The sequence below is a fragment of the Massilia sp. 05N420 genome (genome assembly GCF_056397205.1).
In genome coordinates, this window is record NZ_JBFTMX010000006.1 from 152,707 (window position 1) to 169,170 (window position 16,464).

The following is a 16,464-nucleotide window of genomic DNA, read 5'->3' on the forward strand; positions in this document are numbered from 1 at the left end:
TTTTTTATCAAATATGCATTCCGAATGACGGTGCAACAACACTCTGCTTGGTCCTCGTGCCTGATGCGATCACGCAAGCTTGGCATTCAGGATAGCTATCGTCCTGTTGTGTACGGTGGCGTTTTATGCAGGAGTTCACGTCCAAGGACTCCTGCGAAGCCGCGAACAACACAATTCAGTCCATGGATGACGCTCGAAACAGCGTCAACAGGAACATCAAAGTTGAAATTCGCGATGGCATCGTAAGTATGGAATGCGTGAAGAAATAAGTTGACACGCCAATAAAGCAAATCCGCCCTCGGGCGGATTTGTTCGTTTACAGCGGCCCGCAGTCAGACCACGCCCTCGATCACCCGGCGTACCTGCAGCGCGCGTTCCTCGACGCTGCCGCTCACCAGGGTATACGGAATGCCGCGCGCCTCCAGGTCCTCCAGGACGAGCTGGTGGATGCGCCCGCGCCAGGCTTCGTTCTCGCGCGCGGCCTGCTCCTCATAGGGGATGTCGTCGGCACAGACGAAGGTATGCGCATAGCGCTCGCGGCATTCGTCGGCGCAGCGCAGCAGCTCGGGCGGGACCGGCTTGCCGACCTGGCCGAATTCCAGGCCCAGCAGCAAGGTAGTCAGGGCATTCGTGTCGACGAACAGGTAGCGCCTGGCGTAGGGCATCTGCTCGTCCTCGGCCTCGCGGTGGCGCAGGGCGATGTCGACATAATCGCCGGCATCCAGCTGGCCTTCCTTGTCTTCCCAGATGTAGCGGCCGATCTCGGGCACGGCCACGCTGCCGTACTGGCGCGCCAGGTATTCGCACAAGGTCGATTTGCCGGTCGATTCCGCACCGACAAACACCACCCGCCTGATCCGGCCTGCTGCGCTGCCCTGCTCTTCCATATGAATCCCGTGATCGTAATGAATTACTTGCATCCCAGAAAGATGCGAGGCGCCATCCTAACTCAAAACAGGTCCATCTGCGGGCTCGCCTTGGCCTTCCCGCCCTGCGGCTTGCCGCCCGCCTCGGCCGCCGGCACGCCGCCGAACAGGTCGAGCTGGGTGACGTCCTCGTCGCGGCGCTGGCAGGCCGCGGCCGAGGGCACCACCAGCGGGCGGCGGAACTGCGTGCCGTCCATCTTGCTGAAGCGGCCATTGAAGCCGTCCATGCCGAGCCGCTTGACCGCCTTGGTGAAGYGCTGGCGGATCAGGTCGGCCCACACGCCTTCGCCCGTCATGCGCTTGCCGAAATCGCTATCGTATTCCTTGCCGCCGCGCATATCTTTCATGCGATTCAGGACGCGTTGAGCCCGGTCTGGAAAATGAGCGTACAACCATTGATGAAACAGCGGGTTGACTTCCCACGGCATGCGTAGCACGACGTAGTGCGCGCCGACCGCGCCGGCGTCCCTGGCGGCCTCGAGGATGCGCTCGATCTCCGGTTCCGTGATGAAGGGAATGATGGGCGCCACGCTGACGCTGACCGGGATGCCGGCTTCGGTGAGCGTGCGGATCGCGCGCAGGCGGCGTGCCGGCGCGGCCGCGCGCGGCTCGAGGGTGCGCGCGATCTCGCCGTCCAGGGTCGTGAGCGTGATCGCGGCGGCCGCCAGGCCCTTCTCCGCCATCGGCGCGATCAGGTCGATGTCGCGCTCGATCAGCGCCGACTTGGTGATCAGGCCATAGGGGTGCTTGCACTCGGCCAGCACCTGCAGCACTTCGCGCGTGATGCCGCGTTCGCGTTCGCAAGGCTGATAGGCATCCGTGTTGACGCCGATGGCGATGCTTTCGGGCACATAGCCGGGGCGGGCCAGTTCGCGGCGCAGCAGGTCGGCCGCATTCACCTTGGCGAAGATGCGGCTTTCGAAGTCGAGGCCGGGCGACAGGCCGAGATAGCTGTGCGAGGGACGTGCAAAGCAATAGATGCAGCCGTGCTCGCATCCCCGGTAGGGATTCAGCGAGACATTGAAGGGAATGTCCGGCGATGCATTGCGGGTCAGGATGGTTTTGGCAAACTCATCCGTGACAATGGTCTTCGGCGCGGCCGGTCCTTCATCCTTCAGCCCCGGGACCGTCCAGCCGTCGTCGAAACGCTCGCGGCCGTGGACTTCGTAACGGCCCTGGAGGTTCGACACGGCGCCACGGCCCTTGTGCGGCGTGAGCGGCCGCGGGGGGATCATGACCTGGCCTTGCAATTCCACGTCTTCTGCCCAAGCTTGTTGGCGATTCACTATGGCGCTCCCGAGTACTGTATGGATATACAGTATCGTACACCTGCTTTATTGTTGGTTCAAGCGCGAAATAGACGGGATTGTTGTTCCACAAACCGATCGAATCCGTCGAGCAACGAAGTGTAGTGTTCAGGCCGGTTTTCGAGGCGGGACAGCGCATGCACGGCCGCTTCCAGCGACGACAGCTGGTCCGGCGCATGGGCCTTGCGAATCCGATAAGCCGAAGGCGGCAGTTCCTGCAGAGCCAGGCGCGGCAGGCACTGCAGCGCAGGGTTCAGGTAGAGCATCTTGCGACTCTTGCGCCAGGTGGCGTCGAGCAGCACCAGGCGCAGCGCCTCCGGCTGCGCCAAGCCGGCAGGATCGAGCGGCGGCGGCGCCGGCAGGCCGAGCGCGGCTTCGCCGGGGGTGTGCGGGTACAACAGCAGCGGCCTGCGTCCGTCCGCATGCAGGCCCGCGTCCAGCTCGGCGGCGGCAAACGCCTCGCCGACCAGCAGCCGGCTCGACGGCAGGGACAGGTGCAGCAGCCGCGCGCTGTTCTTGGCGTGATGCACCTCGAGCGGATGTTGCAGGACCAGCAGCTCGACACGGCTGGCGAGCGGCACCGCGAAGCCGCAGATGCAGGCGCTCCGCGCGCGCAGGCAGGCGGCGCAGGTGGCGCGCCGGGAAGCTGAAGATGTCATGGGCGGCGATTGTACTCTCCGCCCGGCGGACGAAACATCAAAAACTGCCGCCCACCCGCTCCCCGCGCGGCGGCATATTGTCCGGCTCCGGCACCGGGGGATCGTCCTTGCGCAGGGGCTTGAGCGCCCCGCTCCACCGCACCACCTGGTCGAGCATGGTCTCGACCGCGCGCTCGTGGTGTTCGGCCGGGTTGAAGGTGGTGAAATTCTCGAAGTCGGTGAACAGCGACAGCATCACCTGGGCGCGCACGTCGGCCACCATCAGCTCGCCCATCACCAGGCGCAGGTTCTCGATCGCGCGCGCGCCGCCCGCGCTGCCGTAGCCGACGAAGCCGGCCGCCTTGTTGTTCCACTCCTTGTACAGATAGTCGATGGCGTTCTTCAGCGCGCCGGACGTCCCATGGTTGTACTCCGGCGTGACGAACACGAAGCCGTCGAACCCGGCGATCTTCGCCGCCCAGGCCTTCGTATGCGGCTGCGAATACTGGCCCATCGACGGCGGCACCGGCTCGTCCAGCAGCGGCAGGTCGAAGTCCGCGATGTCGACCAGTTCGAAGGCGGCGTCGCCGCGCGCGGCCGCGCATTCCATCACCCAGCGCGCCACGTCGGGCGCCTTGCGTCCGGGGCGGGTGCTGCCCACGATGATTCCCACATTGATCATGCTCCCCTCCATCCATGCGATTGGTGATTCATGGTGCCACGCGCCAGCCTCCCCCCAGCGCCCGGTACAGGTCCACGTGCGCCGCCAGCCAGCTGGCGCGCAGCTGCAGCACGGCGGTTTCGGCGCTGAAGGCGTTGCGCTGGGCGTCCAGCTCTTCCAGGTAGGAGGAGTAGCCGTTGCGGTAGCGGTTGTGGGCGATGCGCAGGGCCTCGGCGGTGGCAACCCGGCGCGCCTCGGTCTGGTCGAGCTGCTCGCGCAGGCGCTGCACGGCCGTCAGCGCATTCTCGGTCTCGGCGAAGGCGTTGCGCACCACCGATTTGTAGGCGAACACGGCGCGGTCGCGCAGCGAGGCCGAGATCTCGGCCTGGGCGCGCAGGCGGCCGGCGTCGAACAGCGGCGCCAGCACGCTGCCGCCCACGCTCCACAAGGTGGTGCCGGCGCCCAGCAGGTCGGGCAGCGTGTGCGCATAGCCGCCGACCGATGCCGTCAGGCGCAGCGAGGGCAGCATCTGGTCGCGGGCGGCGGCCAGGCTGGCGTCGGCGGCGGCGATGGCCGCTTCCGCCTGGGCGATGTCGGGCCGGCGGCGCAGCAGTTCGGACGGCAGGCCCGGCGCGATGCCCGGCGCCCGCAGCCCGACCAGGCCGGCGCCGCGCGCCACCGGTCCCGGATTGGCGCCGGCCAGCAGGGCCAGGGCATTCTCCTGCTGGGTGATCGAGCGTTCCAGCTGGGGCACCACGGCGGCCGTGGCGCGGTACTCGGCCTCGGCCTGGGACAGCTCCAGGCGCGAGCTGTAGCCGACCTCGAACTGACGCTTCGCCAGCGCCAGCGACTGCTCGCGCGAGGCCAGGGTCTGGCGCGCCAGCGCCAGCTGGGCGTCCAGGCCGCGCAGGTTCAGGTAGCCGGACGCGGTGCTGGCCGCCACCGACAGCGCGGTCGCCTCGGCCGCCGCCTGCTGGGCCGCGTAATCGAAGCGCGCCGCCCGGGTCGCGGCCTCCAGCCGGCCCCAGGGATCGATCTCGTAGGCCGCCTGCACATTACCGGTGATGCTGGTCGATTCGATCGGCGTACCGAAGGGCCCGATGCTGCGCGCCCGGGTCGGCCCCACGCTGACGGACAGGTTCGGTTCCTGGGCCGAGCGCGCGATCCCGATGCGGGCCTGGTATTCCTGCAGGCGCGAGCGCGCGCTGCGGATGTCGCCGTTGCGCGCCAGCGCCTGGGCCACCAGGGCGTCCAGCGCCGGATCGCCGAAGGCCCGCCACCATTCCTGCTCGACGGCGGCGTTCGGCCCCACCTGCAGGGGCGCGCGCCAGGCCGCCGGCACCTCGAGCGTGGAGCCCGGGCGGTCCTGCACCGGGATGCGGCAGCCGGCCAGCAGCAGCATGGCCGCGCCGTAGGCGAACGATGCGCGCACGGCCCTCTTCATCGCTGCTGCCCTTTCGGCGCGGCGGCGGGGGCGGCGGTATCGATGCTGGCCACCACCGACATGCCCGGCCGCAGGCGCGCCGCCAGTTCCTGGTTGGGGTCGATGCTGATCCGCACCGGGATGCGCTGGGCGATCTTGACGAAGTTGCCGGTCGCGTTGTCCGGCGTGATCACCGAGAACTCGGAGCCGGTGGCTGGCGAGATCTGCTCGACGTGGCCGCGCATCTTCGCGTGGTTGAGGGCGTCGACGGTGAAGCTGACAGGCTGGCCCAGGCGCACGTCGGCCATCTGCGTTTCCTTCATGTTGGCCACCACCCACATGGTCTGCGGCACCAGGGCGGTCAATTGGGCGCCGGCGTTGACGAAGGCGCCCAGGCGCACCGTCACCTGGCCCAGCTGGCCGTCGCGCGGCGCCAGGATGCGGGTGTTGGCGAGGTCGATCTCGGCCAGGCGCACGGCCGCCTCGGCGTTGGCCACCGCCGCTTCCAGCGAGGCGCGGTTGACGTCCACGGTCTTGAGGCTCTGGCGCGAGATCTCGAGCGCGGCGCGCGACTGCGCGGTCTGCGCCACCGCCTGGGCGTGGGCGGCGCGGGCGGCGTCGCGCTCGCGCGCCGACAGCGAACCGTCGGCGGCCAGTTCCTCGACCCGGCGCAGGTCGGCCTGGGCGCGCTGGGCCTGGGCCGCCGCATTCGCCACCGCCGCCTGGTTCTGGGAGATGGTGGCGCGCGCGCTCTGCTGGCTCTGGGCGAAGTTGGCGAGCGCCGCGCGCTGGGTCGCCAGCTGGGCGCGCGCCTGCTCCAGGCGCTGGTTGTAGATGCGGTCGTCGATGCGCATCAGGAGCTGGCCCTGGCGCACATGCTGGAAGTCCTGGACGTCGACCTCGACGATGTAGCCGGACAGCTGCGGGCTGATGATGGTCACCTGCCCGCGCACGGTGGCGTTCTCGGTACTCTGGATGGTGCTGCGGAAGGGCGGCAGGTCCCAGGCGTACAGGACGATGAGGACGCCGATCAGGGCGATCAGCGCGAATACGGCGCCGCTGGCGATCACGTGGCGGTTCGATTTGTCCTGGGAAGCGTTGGTAGTGGTCTCGGCCATAATGTCGTCGTATTCAAAGGATCAGGTCGGGCGGATGGTGCCGTCGGCGGTCGGCTCGGGCGGTTCGCCGGCGGCGTTGGCGATCGGCGAGTCGGTCACCGTCTCGGGGGCGGACGTCGGCGGCGCCGGCGCCGCGGCGGGCGGCGCCACATAGGTCAGCCACAGCGCGCGTCCGAAGATCCAGGCCGCCAGCAACGCGGCGAGGATGGAGATCGCCAGGAACACGTCGTTGTAGGCGAGGATGTTGGCTTYGCGGGTGGCGGTCTGGCCCAGCACCGCAATGCCCTGCCGCGTGCGCGAGGACGGATCGGCCAGCACCCGTCCATAGGCCGCCGCGCCCTGCTGGATGCGGGCCGCCACCAGCGGGTCGAGGCTGCTGAGCTCATCGGCCAGGTTCGATGAGTGGAATTTTTCGCGCATCACCTGCCAGGTGCCGAGCAGCGAGGAACCGAGCAGGCCGCCGAGGTTCTGGGTCAGGCCGAACAGCACCGAGAAGGTGATCAGGTTGGCCGGATTCGTGATCACCGTACCCAGCAGGGTGAGCAGCAGCGGCCCGAGGAAGAACACGCCGCCGAAGGCCAGCAGGCCCTGGCTGACGTACATCTCTTCGGGGCGTGTCAGGCTGGTCGCGTGCGAGTCGATCCAGGCCCCCATGGCCATGATCAGGAGGGCAACCACCTGGGGCGCCATCAGGTGCCTGGGGTTGTAGACCAGGGCCGACATGGCGATGCCGAGCAGGGTGCAGACCAGCACCACCAGGAACAGGGTCTGCAGCTGGTCGTTGTTCAGGCCGACCATGCGCAGGAAGCCGACCGCGCCGATGCTCTGCTCGGACAGCACCACGCGCACCAGCACCATCGCGATGAACAGGCGCGCGATCATGCCGTTGGTCAGCCAGCGCAGGTTCAGCAACGGATTCTTGCGGTTGTGCTCGACGGCGACGGCCGCCAGCAGCAGGACCACCGACACGGCCAGCGCCACGCCGACCCAGGGCTCCTGGGTCCACCACAGCACCCGGCCGAAAGTCAGGACCGCGCACAGCAGCGCCATGCCGGGCGCGAACAGCGCGAAGGTGAGGAAGTCGGTCGGGCGGAAGGCCCGGAAGCGGTCGCCCGGCGGCAGCTTGAGCCACAGCACGGCGCCCAGGGTCACCAGGGTCAGGCCCAGCTCGAACAAATAGAGGCCGCGCCATTCGGCCACTTCCAGCAGCCGGGTCGAGAACAGGTAGGCGATCGGCTGCGCCAGCTGCGAGATGCCGGTCGAGATGATGATGCCGCGCGGCCGCCACTCCTTCTTGAATGACTGCAGGGTGTAGTACAGGCCCAGGGTGGACAGCGCGGCGCCCACCATGCCGTGCGCCGCCCGCACCGCGATCGCCGAACCGAGGTCGTTCACGAACAGGTGGGCGAAGGTCACCAGCGCGTACAGCACCAGGAAGAATTCGGTGAAGGCGCGCAGGCCGAACTGCTGGCGGAACTTCACCAGCAGCAGGTTCATCGAGACATTCGTCATGACATAGGCGGTCGGCAGCCAGTTGGTCTCGGCGGCAAAGGCGCCCAGCGCGCCCTGCAGGTTGACCAGGTTGACCGTCACCAGCGCATTACCGAGACCGCCGGTCAGGCTGACCAGGCTGCCGACCAGGAAATAGGCGATGCGGCGCGGCGTGGAATGCCTGGGGAAGGATGGGCCGCCAGGCATGGTCGGCCGTTCGTCCGGGTGCCATTCGCGCGGCGCATATTTATCGCTCATGCACTCTCCAGCACCTGCTGCCACTGCTCAAGCACGTTCACGGCCATCGCCACTTCACCGGGATTGAGATGCGCCAGTGCCTCGCGCCGCATGGCATCGGCGTGCTCCCTGAGCTTGTCCTCCATCTCCCGGCCCTCCTGCGTGAGCACGACCAGCTTGACCCGCCGGTCCTGCTGGCTCGGGACCCGCTCGATCAGGCCGGCGGCGGTCAGGCGGTCGATGGTCGTGACGAGGGTGGCGCCATCCACGCCGAGCTGCTGCGCCAGGGCCGTCTGCGAGGGTCCTGGTGCCTCATGCTCGCCGACGCCACGCCGAAGCTCCGCCAGCGCGGCGATGGCGCTCCAGCCGGCCACCGTCAGACCGTAAGGCTTCAACTGGCGTTCCAGCGCCTTGTTCCATGCGCGTCCACCGCCTTGCAGGGCCTGGGTGAACAATTCGCCAAGGCGGTCATTGAGCCGTTCATCGAAAGTAACCATGGGGCCACCCAATCGTTGGACATTCTAATTATCTGCCTGTTCTGACAAATCTGGCCACACACAAAGATTTAATGCGCGAATTGGTTATTCGGATATTGCTCTGAGAAATTACAGTGCTTAGAATCAATTTATTCCCCTAAGCAATTGGTTCTTGCCGGATGCATCCGTAAGGCCGCTGTTCCCAGAGTCTTCCATGTTTAGAGTACGCGCTTCTGTTCGCCACCTTACGTCCGCACTGATCATCGGGCTGGCCATGCTGCCGGGCTTTTCCGTCGAGCAGGAGTTGCAACTCGACTACCGGATCAACGAGCACATCATCCTGATCCCGGCCGGCAAGAATCACCAGGCGCGCCTGGAAACGACGGTGTTCTCGCCGAACGGCCCGGGCCCCTTCCCGCTGATCATCATCAACCACGGCAAGGATCCGGGGCACCCGAACCTGCAGCCGCGCGACCGCTTCTATCACATGGCCCATGCCTTCGTTGCCCGCGGCTACGCGGTGATGGTGCCGATGCGCCAGGGCTTCGCCAACTCGACCGGCCGCTACCGCGACCGCGGCTGCGACATGACGGCCAACGGCTACATCCAGGCCGAGGACATCATGGACACCCTGGCATACGCCCGCGAGCAGAAATGGATCGACGCCGACCGCATCGTGGTGGCCGGGCAGTCCTACGGCGGCCTCGCGACCATGGCGCTGGGCACCCGGGAACTGCCGGGCGTGCGCGGCCTGATCAATTTTGCCGGCGGCCTGCGCGACGACAGCAACGGTTGCGGCTGGCGCTCGGCCCTGGTCTCGGCCTTTGCCGAATACGGTTTGCAGAACAAGATTCCGAGCCTGTGGATGTACGGCCAGAACGATTCGCTGTTCGGCCCGGAACTGGTGGCGCGCATGCACGACGCCTTCGAACAGGCCGGCGGCAAGGCCCAGCTGGTCGAGTACGCGGCGTTCAAGCGCGATGCGCACGGCATGCTGGCCAGCCGCGACGGCGAGAAAGTCTGGCTGGCCGACACCATGCAGTTCCTGGAGCGCGTCGGCATGCCGACCAAGGTGGTCTACAAGGTGCCCGAGCCACCGATGCCGCAGGCAACCAATTTCGCAAAAATCGAGGACGTCGAGGCCGTGCCTTTCCTCAGCGAGAACGGCAAGCGCGCCTATGCCGAATACCTGACCAAGATGACCCCGCGCGCCTTCGCGGTGTCGCCGAGCGGCGCCTGGTGCTGGGCCGAGGAAGGCGAAGATCCGGAAGCGCGCGCCCTTGCCACCTGCTCGGCCAAGAGCGACAAGCCGTGCCGCCTGTATTCCGTCGACGAGCACGTGGTGTGGAATCCGGACCTGGCCGAGAAGGCCGCGGTCACGGCATCGAATACGCCGGTGCCGGCGCCCGCGCCCGCGGCCGATTCGGCGGGTACTGCGCAGATGGGTGGTACCGCGGTTGTAGCGAATTAAGTGCAAACGCCGTCCCCGCCTTCGCGGGGACGACGTTTGAGGGCGCAGGCCGACGTTTGGTACCGCGCAAACCCCCTACCCAATACCAATTCGACAATGTAGCGTCCGCCACCAAGGGAGAGCTACATGCCGTCGTTTAACACAACAAGCACCCGAGCGCTGCTGGCCCTGGCCTGTCTGCTGGGCGGTGCAACGGCCGGGGCCGCCAACAACCATCCTGTCGTACTGGTGCACGGCTTCCTCGGCTTCGGGCTGGATACCTTTCCCGTCAGTCGCTTCCTGTACTGGGGCGGCTACCACGACATCGCGGCCCGCATGCAGCGCTACAAGGGGCAGCATGCGGTCTATACGGCCGGYGTCGGCGCGATCAGTTCGAACTGGGACCGCGCCGCCGAACTGTACGCCCAGATCAAGGGCGGCTGCGTCGACTACGGCGCCACCCACGTCGCCCGCCACGGCTATCCCGGCCAGCCGCAAAAGCCGGCCGGCAAGTGCTGGGCCGCCGATCCGGACAACAATCCGCACGATTATCCCCTCGCCTTCTATCCACAATGGGATGCGGCGCACCCGGTCCACCTGATCGGCCACAGCCAGGGCGGCACCACGATCCGCGCCCTGGTACAGCTACTGGAACACGGTTCGCCCGACGGCGACGAAGGCGGCGGCGACCTTTACCGTGGCGGCAAGGCCGGCTGGGTGTCGAGCGTGGTGACGATCTCGGCGCCGCACAACGGCACCACCCTGCGCGACGCCGTGCTGGACGTCCTGCCGAATTTACGCAGTCCTCTGCGCGACATCCTCGACAGCCGCCTGGCGCACTGGGAGCTGGCGCCGGACGGCGCGCGCGAATTCAACCGCTGGGCGCAGACCTCTCCCTCGGTCTACTGGTTTTCGCTGGGGACGCGGGCGACGGTGGCGGGCGCCTGGTGCTGCAACGGCAGCGACCGCGTGCTGGCACCGATCCAGAGCAGCCGGTTCCAGTATCCACGCGACGACATGATCCCCTATTTCAAGCTGTTCGCGGGCGAGTTCATCGCGGGTTCGCTGGCGCAGCCGGGCATGGGTTCCTATACCCAGTCGGCGCCCGGGAGAGTGCGGATCGACGGCAGCTGGTTCGCCAGCGACGGCGTGGTCAACACGGTGAGCATGCGCGCGCCCGCCGGCCATCCGGTGCGCGACTACTACGGCCGGGCCGTGCGCGGCAGCTGGAACTACCTCGGCACCTACGAGGGCTACGACCACTTCGACATCCTGAACTGGCCGAACCCGGGACCGTCGGCCGATCCGGTCTACGACCGCATCTGCGACATTATTTTCGGCCTGGAATAAGGTAGGGTGGGCACGCCGTGCCCACGATTCAGGCAGCCAGCTCGCGGCCCCAGCGCTGCAGCTGTTCGACGGTGGCCGTGACGCCGCCGCACACGACCACCAGCACGCGCTCGTAAGCAGCGAGCCTCTCGCCGGCGCGATAGGCCAGCGCCAGCGAGGCGCCGCAGGCCGGCTCCACCACGACGCGATGGTCGTCCATGAAGCGCAGGCAGGCCTCGACGGCCTCGCGGTCGCTCACCACCACCGGCTCGACCGGACGGCGGCGCGCCAGTTCGAAAGCCTGTTCCGACACCTTGCGCGCGCCCAGCGAGGTGGCGATGCTGGTGATGGCCGGCAGTTCGATGCGCTCTCCGGCCCGCAGCGAGCGCGCATGGGAATCGGCGCCTTCGGTCTCGACGGCAATGACCGGCACCGCATCCCAGCCATGGCGCCGCAAACCTTCGGCCACCCCGCACAGCAGGCCGCCGCCGCCGACCGACAGCACCACCGCATCGGGAATCAGGCCGGCGCGCGCCACCTCGTCGATCATGCTCGCGTGGCCCTCCCACAGCAGCGGGTCGTCGAAGGGGTGGATGAAGGCGTCGGTGGCGCCCAGCATCGCTTGCGCCAGCGCGTTCGCTTCCTGGAAGGAGGCGCCATGGACGACGATTTCGGCGCCCTCGCGCGCGATCAGCTCGCGCGCCCTGGCGCTGGCCGTCTCCGGTACCACCACCGTCACCGGCAGGCCGAGCCGGCGTCCGGCGTGGGCGGCGGCGATGCCGGCATTCCCGCCCGAGGACGAGACGAAGCGCCGCGCCCCGCGCAGCGCGTACTGCTCGCAGGCGTGGCCGATGCCGCGCAGCTTGAACGAGCCGGAAGGCTGCAGCGCCTCCATCTTCAGCCACACCGACTGGCCGGGCCGGGTGGCCATGGCGCCCGAGGGCAGCAGCGGCGTCTCGACATGCAGGACCATCGTCGCGCCCGCTCCGCCTACATCGCCGTGCGCAGGGTGCGCGCCAGGTCGGACAGCCGGTAGGGCTTGTTGACGAAGGCGAACTCGTTCAGGTCCTGGCCGTGGCGCTGCTTCAGCGCCGGCAGCGGATAGCCGGAGGCCAGCATGATCTTGGTGCCGGGATAATGGGTGCGCGTGTAGCTGGCCAGCTCGAGGCCGTCCATCCCGTTCGGCATGACGACGTCGGTGAACAGGATGTCGACATCGAGCTGCTCCATCATGTCGATCGCCTCGCGGCCGCTGGATGCCGTCACCACGTCGTAGCCCATGCTGGTGAACAGCGAGGCGGCGACATCCATCAGATCCGGCTCGTCCTCGACGATCAGCACGCGCTCGACATGCGCACGCTTGTCCTCGTGGGCCTCGGACACCACCGCCGGCAGGTAGATCGAGATCGTGGTGCCCTCGCCGGGCTTGCTTTCGATGACCACGTCGCCGTCCGACTGCTTGATGAAGCCGTAGACCTGGGACAGGCCCAGGCCGGTGCCCTTGCCCACTTCCTTGGTCGTGAAGAAGGGTTCGAAGGCGCGCCTCACCACGTCGGGCGGCATGCCGGTGCCGGTATCGCTGACCGAGATCCGCACATAGTCGCCGGCCGGCAGGCTGCCCCCCTCGTGGTGGCCGAGCGTCACGTTGCGGGTCGCGATGACGATGCGGCCGCCTTCCGGCATGGCGTCGCGCGCGTTCACCACCAGGTTCAGCAGGGCCGATTCGAGGCGCGCGCTGTCGATCATCGCGCTGTGCGCATTGCGGTCGAGGTCGACCTCGAACTCGATGYCGGCATTGACGGCGCGCCGCAGCACGGATTCGAAGCCGGTGACGATGCGGTTCAGGTTGCGGGTCTCGGCCTGCAGCGGCTGCTGGCGCGCGAAGGCGAGCAGCTGCTGGGTCAGGCGCGCGCCGCGGTCCACCGCGCGCCGCATGCTCTCGATGGTGCGGGTGTCGCTGCCCTCGCCGCGCTGCATCGCCAGCACTTCCAGGCCGCTCGACAGCACCGACAACAGGTTGTTGAAGTCGTGCGCGACGCCGCCCGTGAGCTGGCCGATCGACTCCATCTTCTGCGCCTGGTACAGCGCGGCGTTGGCGGCTTCCAGCGCGTCGGCGATGCGCTTCTTCTCGGTCAGATCGCGGGTGATCTTGGCAAAACCCACCAGCTTGCCTTCGTCATCGTGGATGGCGTCGATGATCACGTGGGCCCAGAAGCGGGTGCCGTCCTTGCGCACCCGCCAGCCCTCGGCCTCGAAGCGCCCGGTCTCGGCGGCGGTCGACAGCGCCTGTTTCGGCACGCCGGCGTTGTGGTCCTCGGCCGTGTAGAAGCGCGAGAAGTGGCTGCCGACGATCTCGTCCTCGGTATAGCCCTTGATCCGCTCGGCGCCCGAATTCCAGTTGGTGACCGTTCCTTCCGGCGACAGCATGTAGATCGCATAGTCGGTCACGCCCTGCACCAGCAGGCGGAAGCGCTGCTCGCTCTCGCGCAGCCTGTCCTCGGCCTCCTTGCGCTCGGTGACGTCGCGGGTCACCTTGGCAAAGCCGAGCAGGACCCCTTCCTCGTTGTAGATGGGGTCGATGACCACGTGGGCCCAGAAGCGGCTGCCATCCTTGCGCACGCGCCAGCCTTCGGATTCGAACTTGCCCTGCTCGAGCGCGGTCTTCAGCGCGCGCGCCGGCAGACCGGATTCCCGGTCTTCCTCGGTGTAGAAGCGCGAGAAATGCTGGCCGAGGATCTCCTGCGCCACATAGCCCTTGAACCGGTTCGCGCCCGCGTTCCAGCTGCTCACGTGCCCTTGCGGGTCGAGCATGTAGATCGCGTAGTCGTTGATACCGGAAATCAGGTACTGATAGCGCCGCTCATCCGACAAGATTTTCTTTTCCTGCATGTGTTCGCTCATGGCTTGCCGCTCGTGTCAGAGGCACAAATTCATTGATCCAAATCCACTTCATGATACACCCAGCCTGTTCGCCCAGCCCGCACGCGTAACAAGGGATTTCACAATTCTGCATTAGTCATACCGTTGCGTTATCGCCGCATGGGCAACATTGCCAGAATACCTAAAGAAGGGTACCGCACGGCATTCAATGTAAAATGGCGGAGTTGAAATTTAAGTTTTACATCATCCCACGTACATGAATCCGGCCTCTTCCGCCCCCGTACTCGACCTGTCGGCCTGCGACAGGGAGCCGATTCGCACGCCCGGGAGCATCCAGCCCCACGGCTTCATGCTGACCCTGTCCGACGGCCTGGAAATCCTGCAGGCCAGCGCCAACCTGGGCGACTGGACCGGTTTCGGCGTCCAGGAAGCCGTCGGCCGCCCGCTCGCCGAGGTGACCGGCGAAGCGGCCGCCCTCCGCCTGGCGCCGGAACTGACGGAAAATCTGGGCTCGCGTCCCTATTACGTGGGCACGGTCACGATCGGCAATGGCCGCCATTTCGACGTGCTCGGGCACCGCTGGGACGAGCTGACCATCCTCGAGTTCGAACCGACCGAACGCGCCGCCACGGCCGATTTCCGCCACCTGTATTCGCTGATCGGCGACTTCCTGCAGAAAGTGAACAGTGCCGAGTGCGTGGAATCGCTGGCCCGGCTGGCCTGCCACCACGTGCGCTCGGTGACGGGTTTCGGCCGCGTGATGGTGTACAAATTCGACCGCGACGGCCACGGGCACGTGATGGCGGAGGCCAGGCAGGAAGACTACGCTTCCTACCTGGGCCAGCATTTCCCGGCCTCCGACATCCCGGTCCAGGCGCGCCAGCTGTACGCGCTGTCGCCGATCCGCCTGATCCAGGACGCCAACTACACGCCGGCGCCGCTGGTCCCGGCCATGAATCCGGTCACCGGCAAGCCGAACGACCTGTCGTTCGCGGTGCTGCGCAGCGTCTCGCCGGTGCACCTGCAGTACATGCGAAACATGCGCACGCTGGCCTCGATGTCGGTGTCGCTGATGGTCAAGGGCAAGCTGTGGGGCCTGATCTCCTGCCACAACGAGGGGCCGTCCCCGGTACCCTTCGAGCAGCGCACCGCCTGCGAGCAGCTGGGCCAGCTGCTCGCGCTGTGCATCGAATCGCGCGAAGATGCCCACGAGCTGCAGTTCCGCCTGGACCTGCGCCGCATCATGGTGTCGATGCTGGCCGGCCTGACCCAGGGCAGCGATTTCATCGAGAACCTGTCGAGCGTCTTCCCCGAGCTGCTGCGCTTCGCGCGCGCCACCGGCGTCGCGGTCGTGGTCGACGAGCGCGTGCTGACCTATGGCGACACGCCCGAGCAGGACGATATCCTGGGCCTGGTCGACTGGCTGGCCGTGCACGGCCACGGCGACATCTACCACACCGACAACTTATCGTCGGCCTGGCCCGAGGCGGCAAAAATGGTACGCAACGCCAGCGGCCTGCTGGCGATGCCGATCTCGCGCATCCACAAGCATTACCTGCTGTGGTTTCGCGCCGAATACGTGCACACGATCGAATGGGCCGGCAACCCGCACGACAAGCTCGTGCAGGCGGCGGCCGGCGGCCCGGCCGCCGGCATTCCGATGCAGCTGTCGCCGCGCACCAGCTTCCAGGCCTGGCGCGAGACCATCCACGGCACCAGCATGCCCTGGCATGGCGGCGAGATCGAACTGGCGCTGGAATTCCGCACCGCCCTGCTGGGCATCGCCCTCGAGCGCGCCGAGCAGATGGCCGAACTGGCCGAGGAGCTGACCCGTTCCAACAAGGAGCTGGAAGCCTTCTCCTATTCGGTCTCGCACGACCTGCGCGCGCCGCTGCGCCACATCGTCGGCTTCGCCGACCTCCTGATCGAATCGGCCGGCAGCGAGAACGGCGAACAGCGCCAGCGCTTCCTCAAGAACATCAAGGAGGCGGCGCGCATGGCCGGCAAGCTGGTCGACGACCTGCTGTCCTTCTCGCAGATGGGCCGCGCCTCGCTGCGCCCGACCACGGTCGACATGAACGACCTGGTGGCCACCTGCATCGACAAGCTGGCGCTGGAAACGCGCGGCCGCAACCTCGAATGGGACATCGCCCCGCTGCCGGCGGCCTACGCCGACCCGACCTTCCTGCACCTGGCGATGCTCAATCTGCTGTCGAACGCCGTGAAGTTCACCGGGAAGAAGGACCCGGCCATCATCCGCGTCAGTGCCGAAGACACGCCCGGCGAGACGATCTTCCATGTGGCCGACAACGGCGCCGGCTTCAACATGGAATACGCGCACAAACTGTTCGGCGTGTTCCAGCGCCTGCACCGCATGGAAGACTTCCAGGGTACCGGCATCGGCCTTGCCAACGTGCGCCGCATCGTCGAGCGGCACAATGGCCGGGTGTGGGCCGAGTCGGTGCAGGGCGAAGGCGCGACCTTCTCCTTTGCCATTCCAAAACATGTTTCAAGCAACTGAATTCACT

At 67.1% G+C, this 16,464-nt stretch carries 13 protein-coding genes; 3 read left to right on the forward strand and 10 right to left on the reverse strand.

Translation table 11 applies throughout. The features are described 5' to 3' along the window. Positions 1 to 332: 332 nt before the first annotated feature. From AC1DIX_RS05550 to AC1DIX_RS05585, 8 genes are all read right to left on the reverse strand, one after another. Complete coding sequence (locus AC1DIX_RS05550) at positions 333 to 887, reverse strand: AAA family ATPase (RefSeq protein ID WP_477322609.1); 555 nt, start codon at positions 885 to 887, stop codon at positions 333 to 335. Between the two features lie 62 nt (positions 888 to 949). Continuing rightward, positions 950 to 2,161: a PA0069 family radical SAM protein gene (locus tag AC1DIX_RS05555; RefSeq protein ID WP_477322611.1), complete on the reverse strand. Its 1,212-nt coding sequence runs from the start codon at positions 2,159 to 2,161 to the stop codon at positions 950 to 952. Between the two features lie 110 nt (positions 2,162 to 2,271). Further along, positions 2,272 to 2,892 (reverse strand): tRNA-uridine aminocarboxypropyltransferase, encoded by a 621-nt coding sequence (locus AC1DIX_RS05560; protein WP_477322613.1) that lies wholly within the window; start codon positions 2,890 to 2,892, stop codon positions 2,272 to 2,274. Positions 2,893 to 2,929: 37 nt separating this feature from the next. Further along, positions 2,930 to 3,553 carry an NADPH-dependent FMN reductase gene (locus AC1DIX_RS05565; RefSeq protein WP_477322615.1) on the reverse strand — a complete coding sequence of 208 codons (624 nt, stop codon included), beginning with the start codon at positions 3,551 to 3,553 and terminating at the stop codon, positions 2,930 to 2,932. Between the two features lie 28 nt (positions 3,554 to 3,581). After that, positions 3,582 to 4,964, reverse strand: coding sequence for an efflux transporter outer membrane subunit (locus AC1DIX_RS05570; protein ID WP_477322617.1), 1,383 nt, complete (start codon positions 4,962 to 4,964; stop codon positions 3,582 to 3,584). An 8-nt stretch (positions 4,965 to 4,972) separates the two neighbouring features. Continuing rightward, positions 4,973 to 6,073, reverse strand: a complete 1,101-nt coding sequence (locus tag AC1DIX_RS05575; protein WP_477322619.1) for an HlyD family secretion protein — start codon at positions 6,071 to 6,073, stop codon at positions 4,973 to 4,975. Between the two features lie 21 nt (positions 6,074 to 6,094). Next, positions 6,095 to 7,822, reverse strand: coding sequence for an MFS transporter (locus AC1DIX_RS05580; protein ID WP_477322621.1), 1,728 nt, complete (start codon positions 7,820 to 7,822; stop codon positions 6,095 to 6,097). After that, positions 7,819 to 8,298 carry a MarR family winged helix-turn-helix transcriptional regulator gene (locus tag AC1DIX_RS05585; protein ID WP_442121848.1) on the reverse strand — a complete coding sequence of 160 codons (480 nt, stop codon included), beginning with the start codon at positions 8,296 to 8,298 and terminating at the stop codon, positions 7,819 to 7,821. The genes AC1DIX_RS05580 and AC1DIX_RS05585 overlap by 4 nt, the downstream gene beginning before the upstream one ends. Before the next feature lie 193 nt (positions 8,299 to 8,491). Here AC1DIX_RS05585 and AC1DIX_RS05590 point away from each other — a divergent pair, with 193 nt between their 5' ends. Beyond that, positions 8,492 to 9,748, forward strand: coding sequence for a dienelactone hydrolase family protein (locus AC1DIX_RS05590; RefSeq protein ID WP_477322623.1), 1,257 nt, complete (start codon positions 8,492 to 8,494; stop codon positions 9,746 to 9,748). Positions 9,749 to 9,874: 126 nt separating this feature from the next. Beyond that, positions 9,875 to 11,077 (forward strand): esterase/lipase family protein, encoded by a 1,203-nt coding sequence (locus AC1DIX_RS05595; RefSeq protein WP_477322625.1) that lies wholly within the window; start codon positions 9,875 to 9,877, stop codon positions 11,075 to 11,077. A 28-nt stretch (positions 11,078 to 11,105) separates the two neighbouring features. Here the strand turns inward: AC1DIX_RS05595 and AC1DIX_RS05600 are convergent, their stop codons facing one another. Next, positions 11,106 to 12,029, reverse strand: a complete 924-nt coding sequence (locus tag AC1DIX_RS05600; RefSeq protein WP_442121851.1) for a pyridoxal-phosphate dependent enzyme — start codon at positions 12,027 to 12,029, stop codon at positions 11,106 to 11,108. 17 nt (positions 12,030 to 12,046) lie between these two features. Continuing rightward, positions 12,047 to 13,957: a hybrid sensor histidine kinase/response regulator gene (locus AC1DIX_RS05605; RefSeq protein WP_477322627.1), complete on the reverse strand. Its 1,911-nt coding sequence runs from the start codon at positions 13,955 to 13,957 to the stop codon at positions 12,047 to 12,049. 235 nt (positions 13,958 to 14,192) lie between these two features. Between AC1DIX_RS05605 and AC1DIX_RS05610 the strand changes: the two genes are divergently transcribed. After that, positions 14,193 to 16,457, forward strand: coding sequence for an ATP-binding protein (locus AC1DIX_RS05610; protein ID WP_477322629.1), 2,265 nt, complete (start codon positions 14,193 to 14,195; stop codon positions 16,455 to 16,457). Positions 16,458 to 16,464: the final 7 nt, after the last annotated feature.